The sequence below is a fragment of the Streptomyces sp. KL2 genome, assembly GCF_046529545.1.
Lineage (GTDB): Bacteria > Actinomycetota > Actinomycetes > Streptomycetales > Streptomycetaceae > Streptomyces > Streptomyces radiopugnans.
This window is the reverse complement of sequence record NZ_CP127170.1, coordinates 2691138-2706893: the sequence shown is the minus strand read 5'-3', so window position 1 is coordinate 2706893 and position 15756 is coordinate 2691138. Positions and strand designations below refer to the sequence as shown.

At 68.9% G+C, this 15756-nt stretch carries 18 protein-coding genes and 2 tRNA genes; 4 read left to right on the top strand and 16 right to left on the bottom strand.

Annotated features, from left to right (window positions below; genetic code table 11):
- Positions 1 to 5: 5 nt before the first annotated feature.
- Positions 6 to 551: an SSI family serine proteinase inhibitor gene (locus QPK52_RS12275; protein WP_410537501.1), complete on the bottom strand. Its 546-nt coding sequence runs from the start codon at positions 549 to 551 to the stop codon at positions 6 to 8.
- A 246-nt stretch (positions 552 to 797) separates the two neighbouring features.
- On the opposite strand from QPK52_RS12275, the gene QPK52_RS12270 reads away from it, so the two are divergent.
- A tRNA-Ser gene (locus tag QPK52_RS12270) sits at positions 798 to 888 on the top strand.
- A 239-nt stretch (positions 889 to 1127) separates the two neighbouring features.
- Positions 1128 to 1200: transfer RNA gene (locus QPK52_RS12265), tRNA-Arg, on the top strand.
- Positions 1201 to 1280: 80 nt separating this feature from the next.
- Here QPK52_RS12265 and QPK52_RS12260 read toward each other — a convergent pair.
- The 13 genes from QPK52_RS12260 to QPK52_RS12200 form a co-directional block, all read right to left on the bottom strand.
- Entirely contained in the window at positions 1281 to 2561 is a 1281-nt protein-coding gene (locus tag QPK52_RS12260; RefSeq protein WP_410537500.1) for a tyrosine-type recombinase/integrase, read from the bottom strand.
- On the bottom strand, positions 2561 to 2758 hold the full coding sequence (locus tag QPK52_RS12255) for a helix-turn-helix domain-containing protein (protein ID WP_410537499.1): 198 nt from the start codon (positions 2756 to 2758) through the stop codon (positions 2561 to 2563). The genes QPK52_RS12260 and QPK52_RS12255 overlap by 1 nt, the downstream gene beginning before the upstream one ends.
- Positions 2759 to 3223: 465 nt before the next feature.
- Positions 3224 to 4696 (bottom strand): ATP-binding protein, encoded by a 1473-nt coding sequence (locus QPK52_RS12250; protein ID WP_410537498.1) that lies wholly within the window; start codon positions 4694 to 4696, stop codon positions 3224 to 3226.
- A gap of 2 nt (positions 4697 to 4698) precedes the next feature.
- Complete coding sequence (locus tag QPK52_RS12245; protein WP_410537497.1) at positions 4699 to 5547, bottom strand: bifunctional DNA primase/polymerase; 849 nt, start codon at positions 5545 to 5547, stop codon at positions 4699 to 4701.
- Entirely contained in the window at positions 5544 to 6272 is a 729-nt protein-coding gene (locus QPK52_RS12240; RefSeq protein ID WP_410537496.1) for a DNA methylase, read from the bottom strand. Before QPK52_RS12240 ends, QPK52_RS12245 begins: the two co-directional genes overlap by 4 nt.
- 87 nt (positions 6273 to 6359) lie before the next feature.
- On the bottom strand, positions 6360 to 6824 hold the full coding sequence (locus tag QPK52_RS12235) for a hypothetical protein (protein ID WP_410537494.1): 465 nt from the start codon (positions 6822 to 6824) through the stop codon (positions 6360 to 6362).
- Between the two features lie 207 nt (positions 6825 to 7031).
- Complete coding sequence (locus tag QPK52_RS12230; protein WP_410537493.1) at positions 7032 to 9146, bottom strand: FtsK/SpoIIIE domain-containing protein; 2115 nt, start codon at positions 9144 to 9146, stop codon at positions 7032 to 7034.
- Positions 9147 to 9251: 105 nt separating this feature from the next.
- On the bottom strand, positions 9252 to 9569 hold the full coding sequence (locus QPK52_RS12225) for a hypothetical protein (RefSeq protein WP_410537492.1): 318 nt from the start codon (positions 9567 to 9569) through the stop codon (positions 9252 to 9254).
- Positions 9570 to 9571: 2 nt separating this feature from the next.
- Positions 9572 to 9919: an RRQRL motif-containing zinc-binding protein gene (locus QPK52_RS12220; RefSeq protein WP_410537491.1), complete on the bottom strand. Its 348-nt coding sequence runs from the start codon at positions 9917 to 9919 to the stop codon at positions 9572 to 9574.
- On the bottom strand, positions 9919 to 10776 hold the full coding sequence (locus tag QPK52_RS12215) for a protein spdB (protein WP_410537490.1): 858 nt from the start codon (positions 10774 to 10776) through the stop codon (positions 9919 to 9921). The genes QPK52_RS12220 and QPK52_RS12215 overlap by 1 nt, the downstream gene beginning before the upstream one ends.
- Complete coding sequence (locus tag QPK52_RS12210; RefSeq protein ID WP_410537488.1) at positions 10773 to 11051, bottom strand: DUF6303 family protein; 279 nt, start codon at positions 11049 to 11051, stop codon at positions 10773 to 10775. The genes QPK52_RS12215 and QPK52_RS12210 overlap by 4 nt, the downstream gene beginning before the upstream one ends.
- The gene (locus tag QPK52_RS12205) at positions 11048 to 11494 is read right to left on the bottom strand and encodes a Pycsar system effector family protein (RefSeq protein ID WP_410537487.1); all 447 of its coding nucleotides are present in this window, start codon (positions 11492 to 11494) and stop codon (positions 11048 to 11050) included. The genes QPK52_RS12210 and QPK52_RS12205 overlap by 4 nt, the downstream gene beginning before the upstream one ends.
- Positions 11491 to 11754 (bottom strand): DUF6284 family protein, encoded by a 264-nt coding sequence (locus QPK52_RS12200; RefSeq protein WP_410537486.1) that lies wholly within the window; start codon positions 11752 to 11754, stop codon positions 11491 to 11493. The genes QPK52_RS12205 and QPK52_RS12200 overlap by 4 nt, the downstream gene beginning before the upstream one ends.
- Positions 11755 to 12213: 459 nt before the next feature.
- On the opposite strand from QPK52_RS12200, the gene QPK52_RS12195 reads away from it, so the two are divergent.
- Positions 12214 to 12996, top strand: coding sequence for a GntR family transcriptional regulator (locus tag QPK52_RS12195; RefSeq protein WP_410537485.1), 783 nt, complete (start codon positions 12214 to 12216; stop codon positions 12994 to 12996).
- Positions 12993 to 13490 (top strand): GNAT family N-acetyltransferase, encoded by a 498-nt coding sequence (locus QPK52_RS12190; RefSeq protein ID WP_410537484.1) that lies wholly within the window; start codon positions 12993 to 12995, stop codon positions 13488 to 13490. The genes QPK52_RS12195 and QPK52_RS12190 overlap by 4 nt, the downstream gene beginning before the upstream one ends.
- Before the next feature lie 117 nt (positions 13491 to 13607).
- On the opposite strand, the gene QPK52_RS12185 is transcribed toward QPK52_RS12190, so the two are convergent.
- Positions 13608 to 14828: a helix-turn-helix domain-containing protein gene (locus tag QPK52_RS12185; protein ID WP_410537483.1), complete on the bottom strand. Its 1221-nt coding sequence runs from the start codon at positions 14826 to 14828 to the stop codon at positions 13608 to 13610.
- Complete coding sequence (locus QPK52_RS12180) at positions 14788 to 15441, bottom strand: hypothetical protein (RefSeq protein WP_410537482.1); 654 nt, start codon at positions 15439 to 15441, stop codon at positions 14788 to 14790. Before QPK52_RS12180 ends, QPK52_RS12185 begins: the two co-directional genes overlap by 41 nt.
- Positions 15442 to 15756 lie beyond the last annotated feature (315 nt).

The following is a 15756-nucleotide window of genomic DNA, read 5'->3' as shown; positions in this document are numbered from 1 at the left end:
GTCCGTCACTCTCCCAGTTCCCCAGGGCCGGGGAGGGCGGGCACGAGGGCGTTCCAGCGGGCGATCTCGCAGCCGTCCGTACGCCGGAACGAGGCGTCCACCCGCTGCCCGCGCCACACCCCGGTGATGCGGGCGGTGGCCGGGCCGCCGTGGATCTGGGCGCACATCGCGTCCGCGGGGACGGGCTGCCAGGGGTCGCGCGGTCCCTGGGAGGCCCGGTCGAGGGCGTCGCAGGCGGCGGGGGCGTCGGGGTGGGTGCCGCCCGCGGGGTGGCAGTCGAGGGTGTGCGTCCGCCGGGTCGGCGCCCCGCCCCCGCGTACTCCCCGCGGTGCCGTGTGCGGTGCCGCTACGCCCTCCGGGGAGGTGGAGACGGTGATGGTGAGCTGGTCCTGCCGGGCGGCCGGCATGACGGGCTCGGGCATGGGCTCGGGCATGGGCACGGGCCAGGGGCGCGCGGAGGCGGCTACGGCGGCGGGGGCGGACGCGGGGGTCAGCACGGTGGCGAGTACGGCGGCCCCGGCGAGGACTGCGGCGGTACGGCGGCGCGGCATGGCGGCTCCCGGAAGGTGTGGTGCGGGCGGACCCGCGCGGCTGCGGGTTCTTCCCTGCCCCTTCCAACGCGCCACCGCGCACGCCGTTGCGCACCTCCACCCGCCCGCCGCACCACCGGTGCCGCCACCAGGGGCAAAGCCCTTTGCCGGGGGACCCGCCAGCCGGGTAACGTAGGCTGCGATTGGAGACAGCCCCCGGGCTGTGCCATCATCAGCACACACACGTCGCGGTGACGCGGCGCGTGGGGAGGCTTCGCCTAGTCTGGTCTATGGCGCCGCACTGCTAATGCGGTTTGGGCCTTAAAGCCCATCGAGGGTTCAAATCCCTCAGCCTCCGCTTCGATCATCATGATCACCGAAGCCCCGGCCCGCACGGCCGGGGCTTCCTCCGTTCCAGGGGTTCGCCGAGGGGCGCCAGAGGTCCGCCGGGGGCCGGCGGCCAGGGTCCGCGAGTGCCTTCTGTCGGGCATCACCGCAGGTCAGGCAGTGTTGACCGAATGGATTTCACCTCTGGGCGGAGGTCATGTAATGTTGTTCCCGCAACGCCGACCGGCAAGAAAACAGCCGGGAAGCCAAGCGCTCGTAGCTTAACGGATAGAGCATCTGACTACGGATCAGAAGGTTGCAGGTTCGAATCCTGCCGAGCGCGCACAGGTCAAAGGCCCCTTGGGATCATCCCAAGGGGCCTTTGACATCAGCGGGTGACATCAACGTCTTCTGCTAAAGGAATCACACCGCCGTTTCGGGGCCCGGTCCGTCCTCGTCCGGCGTCGCCTCCTCCCCTCCCAGCGCCTCGTCCATGCGGTCGGCGGCGGCCTGCAGCGTCGTGTGCATGACGTGTGCGTAGGTGTCCAGGGTCATGGTGATCGTGCTGTGCCCCAGTGTCTCCATGATCGTGCGGGCGTCGACGCCCTGCGCGAGCAACAGCGATGCGCACGTGTGCCGGAGGTCGTGGACGCGCACCCGTCGGACCTTGGCGTCACGGCACAGGATGGTGAGCATCCGGTTCAGGCTGCGGGGGTCCGTCGGTCGACCGGTGGCGGTCGTGAAGACGAGTCCGCTCGGCTGCTCGGGGAGCGGCTTCCACTTCTCGCCGGCCACCTTCCGCTCCTGCGCCTGCCGCTCCTGGTGGGCTCTGAGCGCATCCACGCAGCGCTTCGGGAGCGAGACCGTGCGGATGGACCGTGCGGTTTTCGGCGTGCCGAAGATCAGCTCCCGTTTGATGCGCTGGAGGTTGCGCCGGACCCGTAGCTGTCCGGTGGCAAGGTCGATGTCCGACCAGGTCAGTCCCAGAACTTCCCCCCGGCGCAGACCGGTGGAGACGAGCAGCAGCCACAGGGCGTACAGCCGGTGGGAGCGGGCCGTTCTGAGGAGTAGCCGCACCTCGCCAGCGTCCAGGGGGCGAACCTCCTGGCGCTCGACGGTAGGAGTCTCCACGATCCGGGCGACGTTCCGGGCGATCAGTTCCTCCCGGACCGCCTGCTGTAGAGCGGACCGCAGGACGGCATGCACGTACTGGACCGTGCGCGCAGACGGCCGACGCTTGCAGCAGCGGCCCACGGCGCAGCACGTGCGCTCCTCCTCGGCGCGGGCCGCGTCGGCACCACGCAGACAGCAGAGGCAGCCGGACTTGAACTCGGCGAGGAACAGCCGGATGTCTGTGGGGGACAGCCGGTTGAGTCGCTTCCTGCCCAGCGCCGGACTGATGTAGAGGCGGGAAAGCCCCTCGTAGCTGTTGAGTGTCGCGGGCTTGAGTCGTGTCGGTGCGATGACGGCCAGCCAGTACGTCAGGTAGTCCCCGAAGGGCATCGCCGAGGTGGCGGCGGGAATGCCGTGCCGCGTCTTCTCCTGCATCTCGGTGAGCTTCCCGCTCACCTCCTCGCGGGTCTTGCCGTAGACGAACTTGCGCACCCGCGTCCCGTCGGGACGGTAGACGTAGGCGGCAGCGTGGTAGCGGCCATCCTTGCGCTTGGTGATGGTGCCTTCGCCATTGGCGCGGCGCTTGGCCATCAGGCAGCCTCCTGGAGCTTGGTCTGGATGTACGTGCGGAGCGCTTCGGCGGGAATGCGCCGGGATCGGCCCTCGGTGTAGCTGGGCAGGGCGCCGGAGCGGATGAGGTCGTAGACCTTGAAACGGCTCATCCGGAGCGCGCTCATGACTTCGGGGACGGTCAGGGCCTGGTGACTTGTGGGCAGGGGGGAGTTCATGTGGTGACTCCTCTGGGGTGGCCTGCGAACGGAGTGGGGGACCTCTCTGGAGCCTTCGTCTGTCCGAGGTGCGGATTTCTGCGTCACCGCGTCACCTGCGTCATCCATGCTGTCTGAGCTGCGGTTTTCGGGTGACGCAGAGCGGCGTGGGTGCGTCACCGGTGACGCGGGCTGTCCGTCACGGGTGACGCAGGTGACGCAGGGGTGACGCAGCCTTCCGGCTCTGCGTCACCCCTGTCAGCGCAGGTCATGGGCCGTCTTTCGGTCTTTGGTGACGCAGGTGACGCAGCGTTCCTCTACTTAGGAAAAGAGAGGGCGTCTGTGGTGGTGTGGTGCGGCTCAGGGCGTGAAGAGGGAGCCGCTTCGCGACGCGACCATCGCAGGGCGGCTCCGCCGCCGAACAGCAAGAGGAGCACGCCTGGCCGGTGGTGCTCCTCTTGCTTGTACGGTCCGCGACAGTGTCGGTCAGAACGCCTGTTGCTCGTGCGGCGGTGTGGCCGGTGAGCGGGTCATTTCGAGGTAGCGGCCCTCTTTGGTGCGGCCCGTGTCGATGAGGACGCCCCGGGCCGCGAGGGTGGGCTGGAGACGCTTGAGGCGGTCGGAGAGGACCTTGCCGGTGGTCGGCCAGCCTTTGGGCAGGGGGCGGAAGTCCTCGCCGGTGTAGAGGCGGGTGAGGCAGTGCAGCCACTCCGTGGAGGTCATTCGCTGCGCCGTGCCCGGTTCGATGTCGGCGGCGTGCCGCAGGACGGTCTGCGCCAGCAGGTCGCCCTCGATCACGTCGTCGTTGAGGTCGTCCAGACTGCTCCGGTAGGCGGTGAGTGCTCCGAGGCCGGTGGCGGCGTCGAGCTGCGCGCACAGGTGCGCGAAGTCGGCCATCCGCAGGTCGGTCGGCGTCTCCGCCTCGACCGCGCGGACCTTCACCGTGAGGTCCAGCAGAGATCCGAGGATCACGGGCAGGGCTTCCGCGTACTCCGTCCACAGCTCCGCTTCGGTGCGCCGCACCCGGGGCCGCTCCAGGCGCAGGGGCAGGAGCCGTTCGGCGAGGTCGGGGCGGATGACGCCGACGTCGATGCCGGTCAGGAGCAGGGGACGGCGGTAGCGGGCGCGGAAGACGTCCCCGTCGGTGAACAGGGCGCGTTTGACGTTCTCGGCGCCGGTGACGATGCAGCACATCGCATCCGACAGGTCCGGGGTCATGTGGGAGAGGTTGTCCAGGGCAGTGACCCACCCTGCTGCCACGGCCGCGATCAGGTTCTCCTCGTCCTTCGGTGCCCGGCGCAGGTCCCCGGTCATGCCCTCGATGATCCTGATGAGCATGCGTCCGCCGGTGGACTTGCCCGCGCCCTGGGGGCCGGTGAGGAAGGGGGCGGGGACCGGGACGGACGGTGTGAGGCAGCCGATGAGCCAGGCGATGGCCAGGCACTCGGTTTCGGCGCCGGCGAAGTTGCACAGCCGCAGCAGTGCGTCGATGCCCTTGCCGTCGGTGTCCTTGGCCGGCAGGGGCAGCTCGCCGGTGAGCTGGGTGCGGCGCCAGCACACCTCGCGCGGGTCGGGGATGGCGATGTCCCAGCCGGTGGGGTGGATCCGCACGGACTGCCCGTCGGCCCGTCCCAGATCCAGCCAGGTGGCCCCGTCGAATCCGGGGGCAACGCGGATGTGGACGGGCTGGACGTCCTCGGTCAGCGCGAGCGCTTCGATCAGGTCCAGCGCCTCCTTGAGCGCGGTGCCGTTGAACACGCCCAGCCCGTCGCGGAAGAGGCCGACCATGAGTTCCTGCCGGTGGCTGCCTGTCGTGCCCTGGGAGCGGATCGGTCGGGCCACGGGGTGGCCGTTCTTCTGCGCGTACACGGTGCCGTCGGCGGTGCGGAAGTACCGGAAGTGGGATTGTGCGTAGTCGGTGATGATCTCGCGCGCGGGGTTCTTCTCGTCGTCGGACATGATCACAGTCCCAACCGGGTGCGGGCGTTGGTCCACGCATCCATGCAGTGCCGGGCCGTCTCCCCTTTGGCCTGCGCAGCGGTGAACAGGCGGGTGACGTGGGTGTCGGTGAGGCAGCCGCACCGGCCGTGCCGGGACAGCACGGCCAGGAAGGTGCGGTACACGGTGGCGTGGATCGCGCTGCGGGCGGCGGTGATGCGCTGCTCGGCCATGGCGATGCCACGCTCCAGGTAGGTGGGCGTGCGGTGCGGGCACTCCCCGTCCCCGGCTCCTGCGGGCACGGTGACGGCGTGCGGCGCCGACCGGGCCGTGGACGGCTCCTTCACGGCCAGCACGCGCACGGCATCGGGCAGGTCAGTCAGACGGCCGGTGCCGGGCCCGAGCCAGCGGGCGTAGGCCATGGCCGACTTGACGTCCACGCCGGGCCGGACCGCGTTGCGGGAGGCCATGGTGCCCCGGTAGATCCAGTGCTCGCCGCGCGTCGTCTCCACGGTCCGCGTGGCGGGCAGAGCGGTGCGGGCCCAGGCGATGGCGTCCGCGTCGTCCAGGTCCACCACGGTCAGCCCGGCACCGCCGGGGTGGTAGCCGACGCACACCGCCCGGCGCCAGGCCGCCGCCCATGCGGGCGAGGCGATGACGGCCGGGTCGGTGGTGGCGGCGGCCCATCCGTGGCACACCCGAGGGCAGCGGCACGGGCCCGGGGTCTTCATGTTCAGTCGGCCGCCGCACGCGTTGTCCGCGCACGCGGGGCAGTTGCCGAACGGGACCTTGCCCCGGCGCAGGGGCAGCACGGGCACCCCGGACGCCGCGAGGGCGAGGGCAGCGTGCAGGGTGTTGGTCGCGGTGTTCATGCCGCCACCTCCAGCGCGGTGGTGGTGAGGAACGCCGTGCCGATGTGCTCGGTGTAGGCGGGCGGGATGGCTTCGGTGAGTTCCTCGCGTACGTCGGTCCAGTCGATGCCCATCGCCGCTTGCAGCTCACCGATGGTGGGCTTGCCGCCGCCGTTGCCGTAGGCGGCCACGTACGGGCCGTCGTAGAAGCGGCCGTGCCGCCAGCCGCGCACGCGGCCCCGGTGCGGGCGGTGCGCCGGTCGGGTGATGGTCCAGCGGCCGAGTTCGAAGTTGCGGTGCCGGATCACCTTGAGTCCGAACATCTCGCCGCACAGGGTGAGGTCTTTGCGGATCTCGGCGCGGCCGTTGGGCTGCTCGATGACGTAGGGCAGGCCGGTGGCGTCCAGCAGCTCTCGCGTGGGGGCCACGAGGTCGACGTGCGCACGGCCCCAGCCCTGCGAGCGGTTGGTGCCCACCGTCAGCGCGCAACCGTGTTGGCAGGGCGGGGAGGCGTGGACGAACGCGTACCGGCGGATCTCGCCGGTGGCGATCAGGCGGGTGAGGTAGGCGAGCGCGTCGCCCCGGTGGCGGGGGAAGGGGTAGTTGGGCCGGTCGGCGATGTCGACGCCGTCCACGGCGAAACCGGCGCGGGCGTAGCCCATGGCGGCGCCGCCGGCGCAGGAGTACAGATCCAGCAGCCGCGGCCGGTCGCCGGGCACTCGCCGGAAGGGGGCGGGTTGCGTCATGCTGGGAGACCTCCAACAGGTCTGTTGAGGACGGTTGGGCAAGAGCGGCCCGAGGCTTTGGCGAGACGCGGGCCGCTCTTGGCGTGGCTAGCCGTGGAAGTGGTTGCGCTTGATCACGGCCTTACGGATGTGCACGGTCGTGCCGCCCCGGTGGCCGCTCGCGCCGAAGAGCTGCACGGCGATCCAGCCCCCGAAGATCACGGCGGCCAGGACGATGAGCTGGGTGATGAACGCGGTGAGCGCGGCGATGAACGAGGTGAGCAGCAGCAGCCCGCCGCACACCGCCAGGAAGCCGACGCCGCCGAGGGCGACGTTCACCGCCGTCCGCGAGACGGCCGGCTTGGCCGCGACCGGGGCGGGCTGCGGGTGCTCGATGGCGTAGCCGGTGACGATGCGGCCGTCCGGGAGGACGATGCTCGCGACCGCCGGAACGGTGCCCGGCTGGACGGGGACGACCGGCGCCGGGGCGGTGACGGTGGGCGGGAGCGGAGTGGGTTGGTGGACTTCCACGGCCCGCTGAACGGGCACGTGCGGAGCGTTCTCGGGGTACATGCGGAATCCCTTCCGGCGCGTGGCCAGGGAGGCGACGGCACCCCCTTCGGGGTGCCGTGTGGAGGGGTGTTTCGGGGGTCTGACCTGGGTGCCTCCCTGACTCCCTGAACGATCATTCGTGCAGGTCAGGGCCAGGGAGGCGAGCCAGGGAGGGGGTCAGGGAGTTCTCCCTGCCTCCCTGACCCGTCGGCGGTGCGCTCCCTGCCGTCAGTCGGCGGAAGCGGAACCGTCGGTGTCGCGGTTGGCGAGTGCGCGGGCGACCCGGTCGCGGGAGACGACCATCACGCCGTCGGACTTGTAGGGCTGGGCGTCGGCGTCGTCCAGGACGCGCTTGAGGTCGATGAACGACCAGCCGCCGTAGGCGTCGGCGTTCCGCGTGGCCAGCCGCGCCAGCACGTCCTTGGTCCGCACGCGGGGGGCGTCGCCGATGACGGCGGCGATGTCGGCCAGCGGGTCGTGGTCCGCGCTCTGTTCGATGGCGTGCAGGGTGGTCACGCCGTCGCGCAGGGCCTTGGCCCGGTCGGTGATGGCCTTGGCGGCGTCGTCGTCGATGTAGTGGGTGCGCACCGTGATGGAGGACTGTCCGGCGGGGATGGCGATGCCGTCGGAGGCGACGACCAGGGTGCCCCGGTCCAGTCCGGGGCGCAGCAGGTTCGGGGCCGCCCCGCCGTCGACCGCCTTGTCTCCCAGCGCCATGCGGGCCTGGGATTCGGTGCCCAGGGCGAGGGAGGCGCGGGTGTGGGCGCCCTCGCGGACGAGCTTGGGGAGGTTCTCGTTGGTCGGGTCCTGGGTGCCCTGCCACATCAGCACGTTCACCGCACGGCCCTGGTTGTGGATCTTGCGGACGGCCATGAAGTACCGGGAGTTGGCCTTCGAGCCGCCATAGGGCCGCTTGTCCTCGTCCTTGGCCGGGCACATGAACGCCACCTGCGCCTCGTCGACCAGCACGATCAGCGGCGGGAACTGCGTTCCGGGCGGGGCCTGGATGCGGCGGTTCATCTCCTCCACTGCGCTCTCGACCATCTCGGTCACCTGGATCACGTGCTCATCGGTCGGGCCCTGGATCAGCACGTCCGCGAGGCCGTCGAACATGGCCCAGTCGCCCACGCCCTTGAGGTCGCCCATGAGGAACTGCACCGACCGGTCCAGCGCCAGCCACAGGGCCAGGGAGCGCAGCGCCACGGTCTTGCCCTGGTTCGACAGCCCCGTGATCAGGAGATGCCGCTGGTAGAGGGACAGGGCGGCGGCGTCGCCGCGCAGGTCCTGCCCCCACGGCGCCTTGCCCTTCTTGTAGTCGGCGGTCATCGTCTCGTCGGTGACCAGCGGGGACGGGCCGATCGGCTCATCCAGCGCGCCGGAGTCCGCGATCCACAACCTGACGGTGCGGGCGGCGGTGGGGATGGTGATGAACACCTCGTGCTCATGCCGGGTCAGGTTCTCCGCCAGCTTCCGCCGCCGGTTCTGCACCTCGTTGGTCGACACCCCCGACGGCAGCGTCACGTCGACCTCCACGCCGCATCCGGCAATGGTGATCGGCCCCAGCATCGACGCACCGGCGTCGCCCATCTCCTTGATGGCCCTGGTCAGGGCGGGGACTCCGAGGTCGCGCAGGGCCTTGACCACGATGGACGGCGTGATCGGCTCACCCTCACCCGACCGCACGTTCGCGGGCAGGGCCCAGGCGGGTGCGGCGTGCTGCTTGCGGCCGACCGACCACAGGGCCAGCAGGGCCAGGAGCGGGGCGATGGTGAGCGCCGGTCCCCACACGATCTGCACGATGCGGATGAGCAGGGCGATGAAGTCGATGGTCGCCGACAGCGGGGTGATGATGTCGCCGACGTGGCCGGTGTGGAGGGCCATGGCGACGCCGAGGGCGACCAGCACACCGATGCTCATGCCGGCGCCGACGGCCACGCCCCTGGCGGCCTCCACCGGCGAGTGGAGCAGGTCCATGCGGCGGTGGTGGCGGGCGGCGCGGAAGCGGGTGAGCCGCTCCTCCCACTCCTCGGCCGCTTCCAGGTTCCCCGCGGCTTCCGCCGCCCGGATCATCCGCTCATAGCGGGCGCCGGTGCGGCCGTCCCAGGTGCGGCGGGCCACGATCCGCCCGCCGTTGAGGGTGTAGAGGCTGTGCCGGGCCGTTGCGCGGACGGCCGACCGCGTGCGCTCGTGCGTGACGGCCCTCTTCACCGCGCGTCCGGAGCGGACCCACAGCGGCACGGGCCGGGCCGGCGGCGCGTCCGGCACCACGGTGAGCACGGTGGGGGCGGTGCCGTCGGTCGGGGGGTCGGTGGGCTTGTGGAGGGGGACGACGTTCTCAGACATGCTGGACGTGCTCCTGACTGCCCCCAGCGGGGGCGGGAGTAAGAGAGAGCCGGGGTGGCTGGGTCCGTGGAAAGAGCGGCCACCCCGGCGGGCAGGGGCGGCTGGTCAGAACCAGCCGGACGACTTCCGCTGGGCCTTGGCGCGGGCGGCCTCGGTGATGAGCCGCTGCCGCTCGCCGTGCAGCGCGGTCAACTCCGCAGTCAGCCGCATCTCGGCCGCGTTGCCGGTGGTGTCCATGCGCTGCTCGGCGCGGTCGGCGCTGCGGCCCCGGGCCACCGTGTAGGCGCCACTGGCCAGCGCGCGGGCCATCGCCCGGCGCTCACTGCGGTTCAGCGGCCACCACTCGCCCCGGCGGACCGCTTCGAGCTTCTTCACGGTCGACTGGATCGCGCGGTCCAGGCGACGGATGTCGGCGTTGCGCATGGTCAGGTACTCCTCGGAGGGTCGGCGGGGTCGGGGTAGGCGCACGGCACGCACATGCCGAGTGAGGCGGGGATGACATAGCCCGCATCGGTCCGGCAGGCGGGGCAGAGGCGGCGGGCGGCGTTCGCCGCTGCGAGCGCCGCCCACCTCGCCGGGGTCATCGGCCGCACCGGCTTGGCCAGGTCGACGCGGTAGAGGTAGGCGACCAGCGGCCCCCGGCGGCGGCGCGGCCGCTCAAGCTGCGCGGCTACGCCCTGACCGCCGGGCCGCAGACCGGCGGCGCGGAGTTGGCGGCGGGTGGCGTAGCCGTCCGGGGCCAGGCGCCACCGGAACACCGGCAGCGCGGCCATCACGCGACGCGCTTCCAGGCGGCCCGTAGCCGGACCTCGGAGGCGGAGTGGCCGGCCGCGCGGAAGCGGGTGGCCATCTCCCGGTAGGACAGGGGCGGGGTCTGGCTGTGCCGGATCTGGTGGACCAGCGCGTCCAGCGCCTCATCGGTGAGCGCCGGGGCGGCCGTCTCCAGCGCCGGAACCGGCTCGGTCGGGCCCCACACGGGCAGTTCCCAGCGGGCCGTGTCGTCGGGTGTGACGGGGGTCGTCACGCTGGTCAGCGCCCGGCCGGTGTCCTCGCCCTGCCGGGCCGTCTCCAGCGTCGACCACGCCCCGGCAAGGGTCTGCGCGGTCTTGGCCTGGACGCGGGCGACGCGGGCCCCGGCGGCCGTCACGGCCGTCAGACGGGTCTCCTCGGTGGACGCTTCGGCCCGCAGCCGGGCGCGGGCCACCGCCGCCTCATCCCGCGCCTCCTGCTGGATGCCCCGGATGGCGTCCAGCGCGTTCGGGGTCAGGGCGGTGCGCTCCCACATCGCATGGACCAGCCACAGAGCCTTGGCGGCGAGCGGCAGCCAGGCCACGGCCAGCCACGCCCCGGCGGAGTGCTCGGCGGTGACCGCGTGGGCGACCAGGACGGCGGTGGCGAGAAGGCCGAAGGACCAGCCCACGGCGGTCACGGTGCGGTTGTGGTCGCCCTGCGCGGCCAGGCGGCGCTCGTAGGCGAGGGTGGCCAGCCATCCGCCGTCGATGCCCAGCCCGACGACCACCGCCACCGGCCAGGGCACGGCCTTGCCCAGCCACATCACCACCACGGCCAGGGTCAGCACCATGGACACGGCCGTCATCGCGACGGCCGGCAGCACGGTCTTGGCGCTCATGCGGTGGCCCCTTCCTGCTCGCGCACGTCCACGGCCGCGATCAGGACGACCGGAGTGCTGTCGTCGCCGTGCTCCTGGCTGTACTCCTCCCAGGACCACGCCGCGCCGGGCGCGACCTCGTACCCCAGGCAGGCCAGAGCTTCCCGGCGCTGCGCCCCGGTGGGCACCGGGCCGGACTCCCACCGCACGGTGGGCCACTGGCTCTCGCCGTACACCACGACGTACAGGCGCCACGCCCCGCCGTTGCTCGCCATCTGCGCGGTCAGCGTCTTCACAGCGCACCTCCCGCCGTGAGCAGCGCGGCGAGGACGAGCATCGCGCCGCCGGTCAGGGTGAGGTCGACCGCGCGGCGCAGGTTCGTGAACTTGGCGACCGCCAGCCGGGACAGCCCGGCGATGTCGGCCGCAAGGTCCCGTTCCACAGCGGTGGTGATCTCCTCGGCCGTGAGCGTGGCCCACAGCGGAAAGCCGTGCCGACCGCGCAGGTTCGGGCGGACCGACCGCAGCAGCAGACCGGCCGCCGCCAGCAGCAGCGCCAGACCGTAACCGCCCACCACGACGGCGGGCCAGTTCAGCGGCACGTCACGGGCGACCGTCCAGGCTCCGGCGAAGACGGCGCCGACGAACGCCAGCAGCAGACCGGTCTTGGTGTCGGTCCGCGCGATCTCCGCCTTCACCTCCGCATGCGCGGCGACCAGAGTGCGTTCGGTGGCGCTCACGCGGCACCTCCGGCGGTCTCGGTGGTGCGGTTGGCCAGCGCGGCGCGGGCGGCCAGCACCCGGCGCCGGGCCCGGCGGATGCGGCGGGCGTCCAGCTCCGACGGGGTGCGGTCCAGGGTGGTGATGTGCGCGTCCAGCAGCTCGACCTCCGCCAGAATCAGCGGCATCTCGCGCTCGATCGCGTCCAGCTCGGCGGCCGACGGCTCCCCGCCGGCCGCATCGGCGGTAACAACCGCCCGAAGTGCAGCGATGTGCTTCATGGGTCGTGATCTCCCTAGCAGGTGGAACGGCCCAGCAAGGCGGCCCCGGTGTTCCAGCACCGGGGCCGCAGGCCGTAGAGCGGAAAGGGTGTCCGGCTCCCCTCCACGCTGCTCGTACGAGACGAGCAGCGGAGGCAACCGGCCGCAGCACACGAGGTGCTGCGGTCAGGTGAGAAGGTGTCTCGCCTTCGGGAGCGTGCTCCCGTTTCAGGCGTGCGAGACGGTGACCTTTCGGTCTCGCCCTCCGGTTGACCAGGGGTCCGGGTCCCTCGCCCCGCTCTGTCCCGGGGCCCTTCACTCCGCGCACCCCTGCGAGAGAGCACAGGAATGCCCGAAGCGCTGTAGCCATTGTCCGTACAATGGCTACAGACAGGATGTTGGCAGAGCGCCCGTCTGACCGCAAGGGCATTGGCTGCATTGACTGGACAATGCGCTCAGCCTGCGGCTTCTATGGGAGGTATGGCAGTGACCAGACTCGGACGAAACCCGATGTATCAGCAGATTGCGGACGCGCTGCGAGAGCAGATCACGTCCGGGGAGCTTGCGCCAGATGCAAAGCTTCCGACGGAAGCGGAGATGCGCGATCAGTACGGCGTGTCCCGGGAGACTGTGCGCAAGGCGCTCGCTCAGCTCGTGAACGAGGGGCTTGTCATCTCAGCTCGCCCGCAGGGTCACTTCGTCCGGCGTCGCCGGCCGATGGTGTTCCGTCCTCAAGCCGAGTTCCGGAAGCGGCCGTACTCGCCGGAGATGGACGCCTTCATGACCGAGTACTCGGCAGAGGGGCGTGAGCCGCGCCAGCAGATCGAGGTGGCGATCGTGGAGCCACCTGAGGAAGTCGCCAAACGGCTTCGCCTGGAGCCGGGTGAGCTTGTCGCCGTACGGAAGCGGGTCCGCTACCTGGACGGCGAGCCGTTCAACATCAATGACAGCTACTACCCGCTTGCGATCGTGCGGGACTCGGAAATCATGCGTCCCGAGGACATCGGCCGTGGTGCCAACGAGGTACTGGCGGAACTTGGCTATCGGCAGGTTCGGGCACTGGATGAGCTGTATATCCGAATGCCCACCCCGGAGCAGGTGCGCCGTCTGGATCTCGGCCCTGGGACACCGGTCGGCGTCCACGTGCTCACTGGATACACGGTCGAGGGTCAGCCTGTGCGCGTTGCTGTCACCGTGCTCCCGGGCGACCGGCATGTCATCTCTTACGAGCGGCAACGCGAAGCGCCAAACGAGGACGCATGACAAACCTGATCATTCGCCCCGGTCGCCTTGACGAACTTGGCACCGTGGAATCGTTGTTGCGCGGGGCATCCTCCTGGCTCGCCTCACGAGGTATCGATCAGTGGCAGTACCCGCCGCACCGTGACCGCATCGTGGCTGCGTTGGAGCAGGGTGTGTGTTTCCTTGCGTTCGAGGACGGCGAGCCGATCGCGACTATCCAGGTAGATGACTTCGCGGATCCGGAATTCTGGAGCCCAGACGACGAGCCGGGGGCTGCACTCTATGTGCACCGTATGGCCGTGAGTCGCGAAGCGGCCGGTACTGGAGTCGGTGGAAAATTGTTGGAATGGGCCGCAGATCGTGCCGCAGTACAAGGGAAGCGTTGGCTTCGTCTGGACGCCTGGAAGGACAACGAAGGACTGCACCAGTACTACAAGGCCGTTGGTTTCACTCTCGTGCGCATCGTGGACCTTCCTCATCGCAGGTCAGGGGCCCTATTCCAGCGCCCGGTCTGATTGACGATCGAACGAGATTCTGGAGCAGACCGAAACTTAGGCTAGCCGTCCTCTGCCTGCCACCCCGCGATCTTAGATACCGCAGGGTGGCAGGCAGTGATCTACCTTCAAATTGCTTTATTGGGCCCTTGCGCGGAATCGAGAATCGAGGGGAATTACATCAGCTAGCGAGGAGTTAAATGAAGCCCCCTCGTCTTCTATCTTGCTGACTTTCTTGGCCCACTCGGTAACCTGTCCGCTCAATAGAGTCCTCAAAAAGTCGACCCTCCACGAGAAGACCTTATCCCCCAGCATTTCGATAGTGAGGTCAGACCCGAAAGCCTTTTCTGCAACTGTGGCGACCAGTTTTGGTCGCTCGACTTCCCGGTCGCGCCATCCAGGCTCACGTACTCGCATACGCTCGCCAGATAGTGGGTCTCTCCTATTGGACAGCTGCTTGTACAGGCTAGTCCTCTGCGTGCTTGAGAGGAGACTGTTTCGGTATCCGTGTTCGATGAGAGAAGCCAGGGACATACCGTAGATCTTCTTTAGGGGGAGGAGTGACATAAGAGTCACGCTCCTTGGCCACTCACGTTTTAGTACATCGAATGGCATTAGAAGCTCTGCGGCAAACGAGTATGCCTCGGCTTCGAGATCACCCTCGCGGCGAGCCTGATGCATCGCCAAGTGTCCCAATTCGTGAGCAACTGACATTCTCGTGCGTTCCCAAGAGTCACTTGCTCGAATGCCAATCAACGGCCGATCGAGCATCGCTCCAATCCACGTTGAGAATGCGTCGTGGTTCTTAGCGTGCAAATCACCGTCAAAGTCGATAGTGGCGACGTATACGCCACCTCTCTCCAAGGCTCTTATTAGGTGAGGAATGGGCTCATCACGAGAGAAGCCGAGATTCTGACGGACTGCACGCGCGGCATCGGCTGGAGGCATCTCGGCGGGAATCCGAGGTACTCGCAGGAGGGGCAGGCGGAGGCGTGGCTCAGCTGCATGGACGAGGTCCCCTACAAGGCGTGACCAAGACACAAGCTGATCTTCTTCCGACTTGGACAGGCTTTTCTTCGCGCGAAACAGCAAACTTCCGCGCTGCACTGCGGTGACCGGTGGTGATGCGAAAAAATTTACGGGGAACCCAAGGGCTTGAGCTAGGTCGCTGGCCTTTTTCCACTCCACTGTTGTAGAGATGGCATGCTCAAGCTTTGAGTACCACGATTGCGAGATGCCGGCCTCTTCCGCTACTTCACCAGATCGCAGGCGTTGAATAAGCCGGGCATCTCGCAGTCGCTCCCCATAAATTTCTACGTCAGGCTTGTCCCCCCAGAGTGGAGTTGCCTTCGTCGTCATCGCGGTTGTCCTCGTCGCGGGTGTCGGACACTTCCTGTTCCGACCGAGTATCCTCTTCGTTGTCCCATACGCTGACGACATCCTTCAGGTCGTCGTCCTCGTTGCGCGATCCGTGTGGAATGCCGACCAAGGGGCTCTCGACCGTACCAGCCGACAGCGCAGGGATCTGAATCTCCTCCAGGATGTCGCAGGAGATACCCCAACGCTTCATGGACTTCACTCGACTTAGGGTCAGAGAGCGCAAAGAGGCGAATCCGTCCCAATTCCAGAGCAGGACGATGGACCCGGCGGGTCCTCGCAGCGTCTCCTCGTCGAACAGGAAGGCTTCCACCTGCTTCGCGGCCGGGGGCCGCATCCTCAGTCGGGGCTGCACCGGGGCGCCGTCGAGTCGCACGCGCACCCATGCGGTTCCCATCTCGCGGATCTCCATACGAGACCTGCGAACGGCGAGCGATGACTGAGAAGCAGCGATCAACTCGGTCCGGGCGAGGGCCGACATCGCCGGCCCGTTTGGTGGCTGCGCTGCATCGCTGTTCATCAACGCCACCTTCTGGACGGCGTCGTCCAGAAGGTGACGAAGCAAAGACAGCTCCGTCTCGTACTCGCTCGCCATGATGCGAAGCATGAGGGGTGATCCCATGAGGAATATTTGTACCCCAAATTTCACTCACCGTCCAGCGCCCCACTCTGTTCGATCGAAGGGATGAGACAACACTAACTTAGCAGGTCATATGCTGTTTTAGTTCTCCAAATCATGATGTTTTTAATCGAACATCGCGGGAGCTTCAGGGGGCTTGACCCTGGTGGTGAGTGAGGTGCTAGCGCTGTCCTGGTAGGAGCGCTTGACATCAACTGCTGACATCAACGTCCACGTACCGCGAGCGACACTGGTGAACTCGTTGGCTTTGCGAGCTGGCGAGCGTCTACT

What these genes read in the sequence shown, in the direction of transcription:
- QPK52_RS12275 (WP_410537501.1), bottom strand. Translation starts at nt 551, where the DNA reads ATGCCGCGCCGCCGTACCGCCGCAGTCCTCGCCGGGGCCGCCGTACTC.
- QPK52_RS12260 (WP_410537500.1), bottom strand. Translation starts at nt 2,561, where the DNA reads ATGGCCAAGCGCCGCGCCAATGGCGAAGGCACCATCACCAAGCGCAAG.
- QPK52_RS12255 (WP_410537499.1), bottom strand. Translation starts at nt 2,758, where the DNA reads ATGAACTCCCCCCTGCCCACAAGTCACCAGGCCCTGACCGTCCCCGAA.
- QPK52_RS12250 (WP_410537498.1), bottom strand. Translation starts at nt 4,696, where the DNA reads ATGTCCGACGACGAGAAGAACCCCGCGCGCGAGATCATCACCGACTAC.
- QPK52_RS12245 (WP_410537497.1), bottom strand. Translation starts at nt 5,547, where the DNA reads ATGAACACCGCGACCAACACCCTGCACGCTGCCCTCGCCCTCGCGGCG.
- QPK52_RS12240 (WP_410537496.1), bottom strand. Translation starts at nt 6,272, where the DNA reads ATGACGCAACCCGCCCCCTTCCGGCGAGTGCCCGGCGACCGGCCGCGG.
- QPK52_RS12235 (WP_410537494.1), bottom strand. Translation starts at nt 6,824, where the DNA reads ATGTACCCCGAGAACGCTCCGCACGTGCCCGTTCAGCGGGCCGTGGAA.
- QPK52_RS12230 (WP_410537493.1), bottom strand. Translation starts at nt 9,146, where the DNA reads ATGTCTGAGAACGTCGTCCCCCTCCACAAGCCCACCGACCCCCCGACC.
- QPK52_RS12225 (WP_410537492.1), bottom strand. Translation starts at nt 9,569, where the DNA reads ATGCGCAACGCCGACATCCGTCGCCTGGACCGCGCGATCCAGTCGACC.
- QPK52_RS12220 (WP_410537491.1), bottom strand. Translation starts at nt 9,919, where the DNA reads ATGGCCGCGCTGCCGGTGTTCCGGTGGCGCCTGGCCCCGGACGGCTAC.
- QPK52_RS12215 (WP_410537490.1), bottom strand. Translation starts at nt 10,776, where the DNA reads ATGAGCGCCAAGACCGTGCTGCCGGCCGTCGCGATGACGGCCGTGTCC.
- QPK52_RS12200 (WP_410537486.1), bottom strand. Translation starts at nt 11,754, where the DNA reads ATGAAGCACATCGCTGCACTTCGGGCGGTTGTTACCGCCGATGCGGCC.
- QPK52_RS12195 (WP_410537485.1), top strand. Translation starts at nt 12,214, where the DNA reads ATGGCAGTGACCAGACTCGGACGAAACCCGATGTATCAGCAGATTGCG.
- QPK52_RS12190 (WP_410537484.1), top strand. Translation starts at nt 12,993, where the DNA reads ATGACAAACCTGATCATTCGCCCCGGTCGCCTTGACGAACTTGGCACC.
- QPK52_RS12185 (WP_410537483.1), bottom strand. Translation starts at nt 14,828, where the DNA reads ATGACGACGAAGGCAACTCCACTCTGGGGGGACAAGCCTGACGTAGAA.
- QPK52_RS12180 (WP_410537482.1), bottom strand. Translation starts at nt 15,441, where the DNA reads ATGGCGAGCGAGTACGAGACGGAGCTGTCTTTGCTTCGTCACCTTCTG.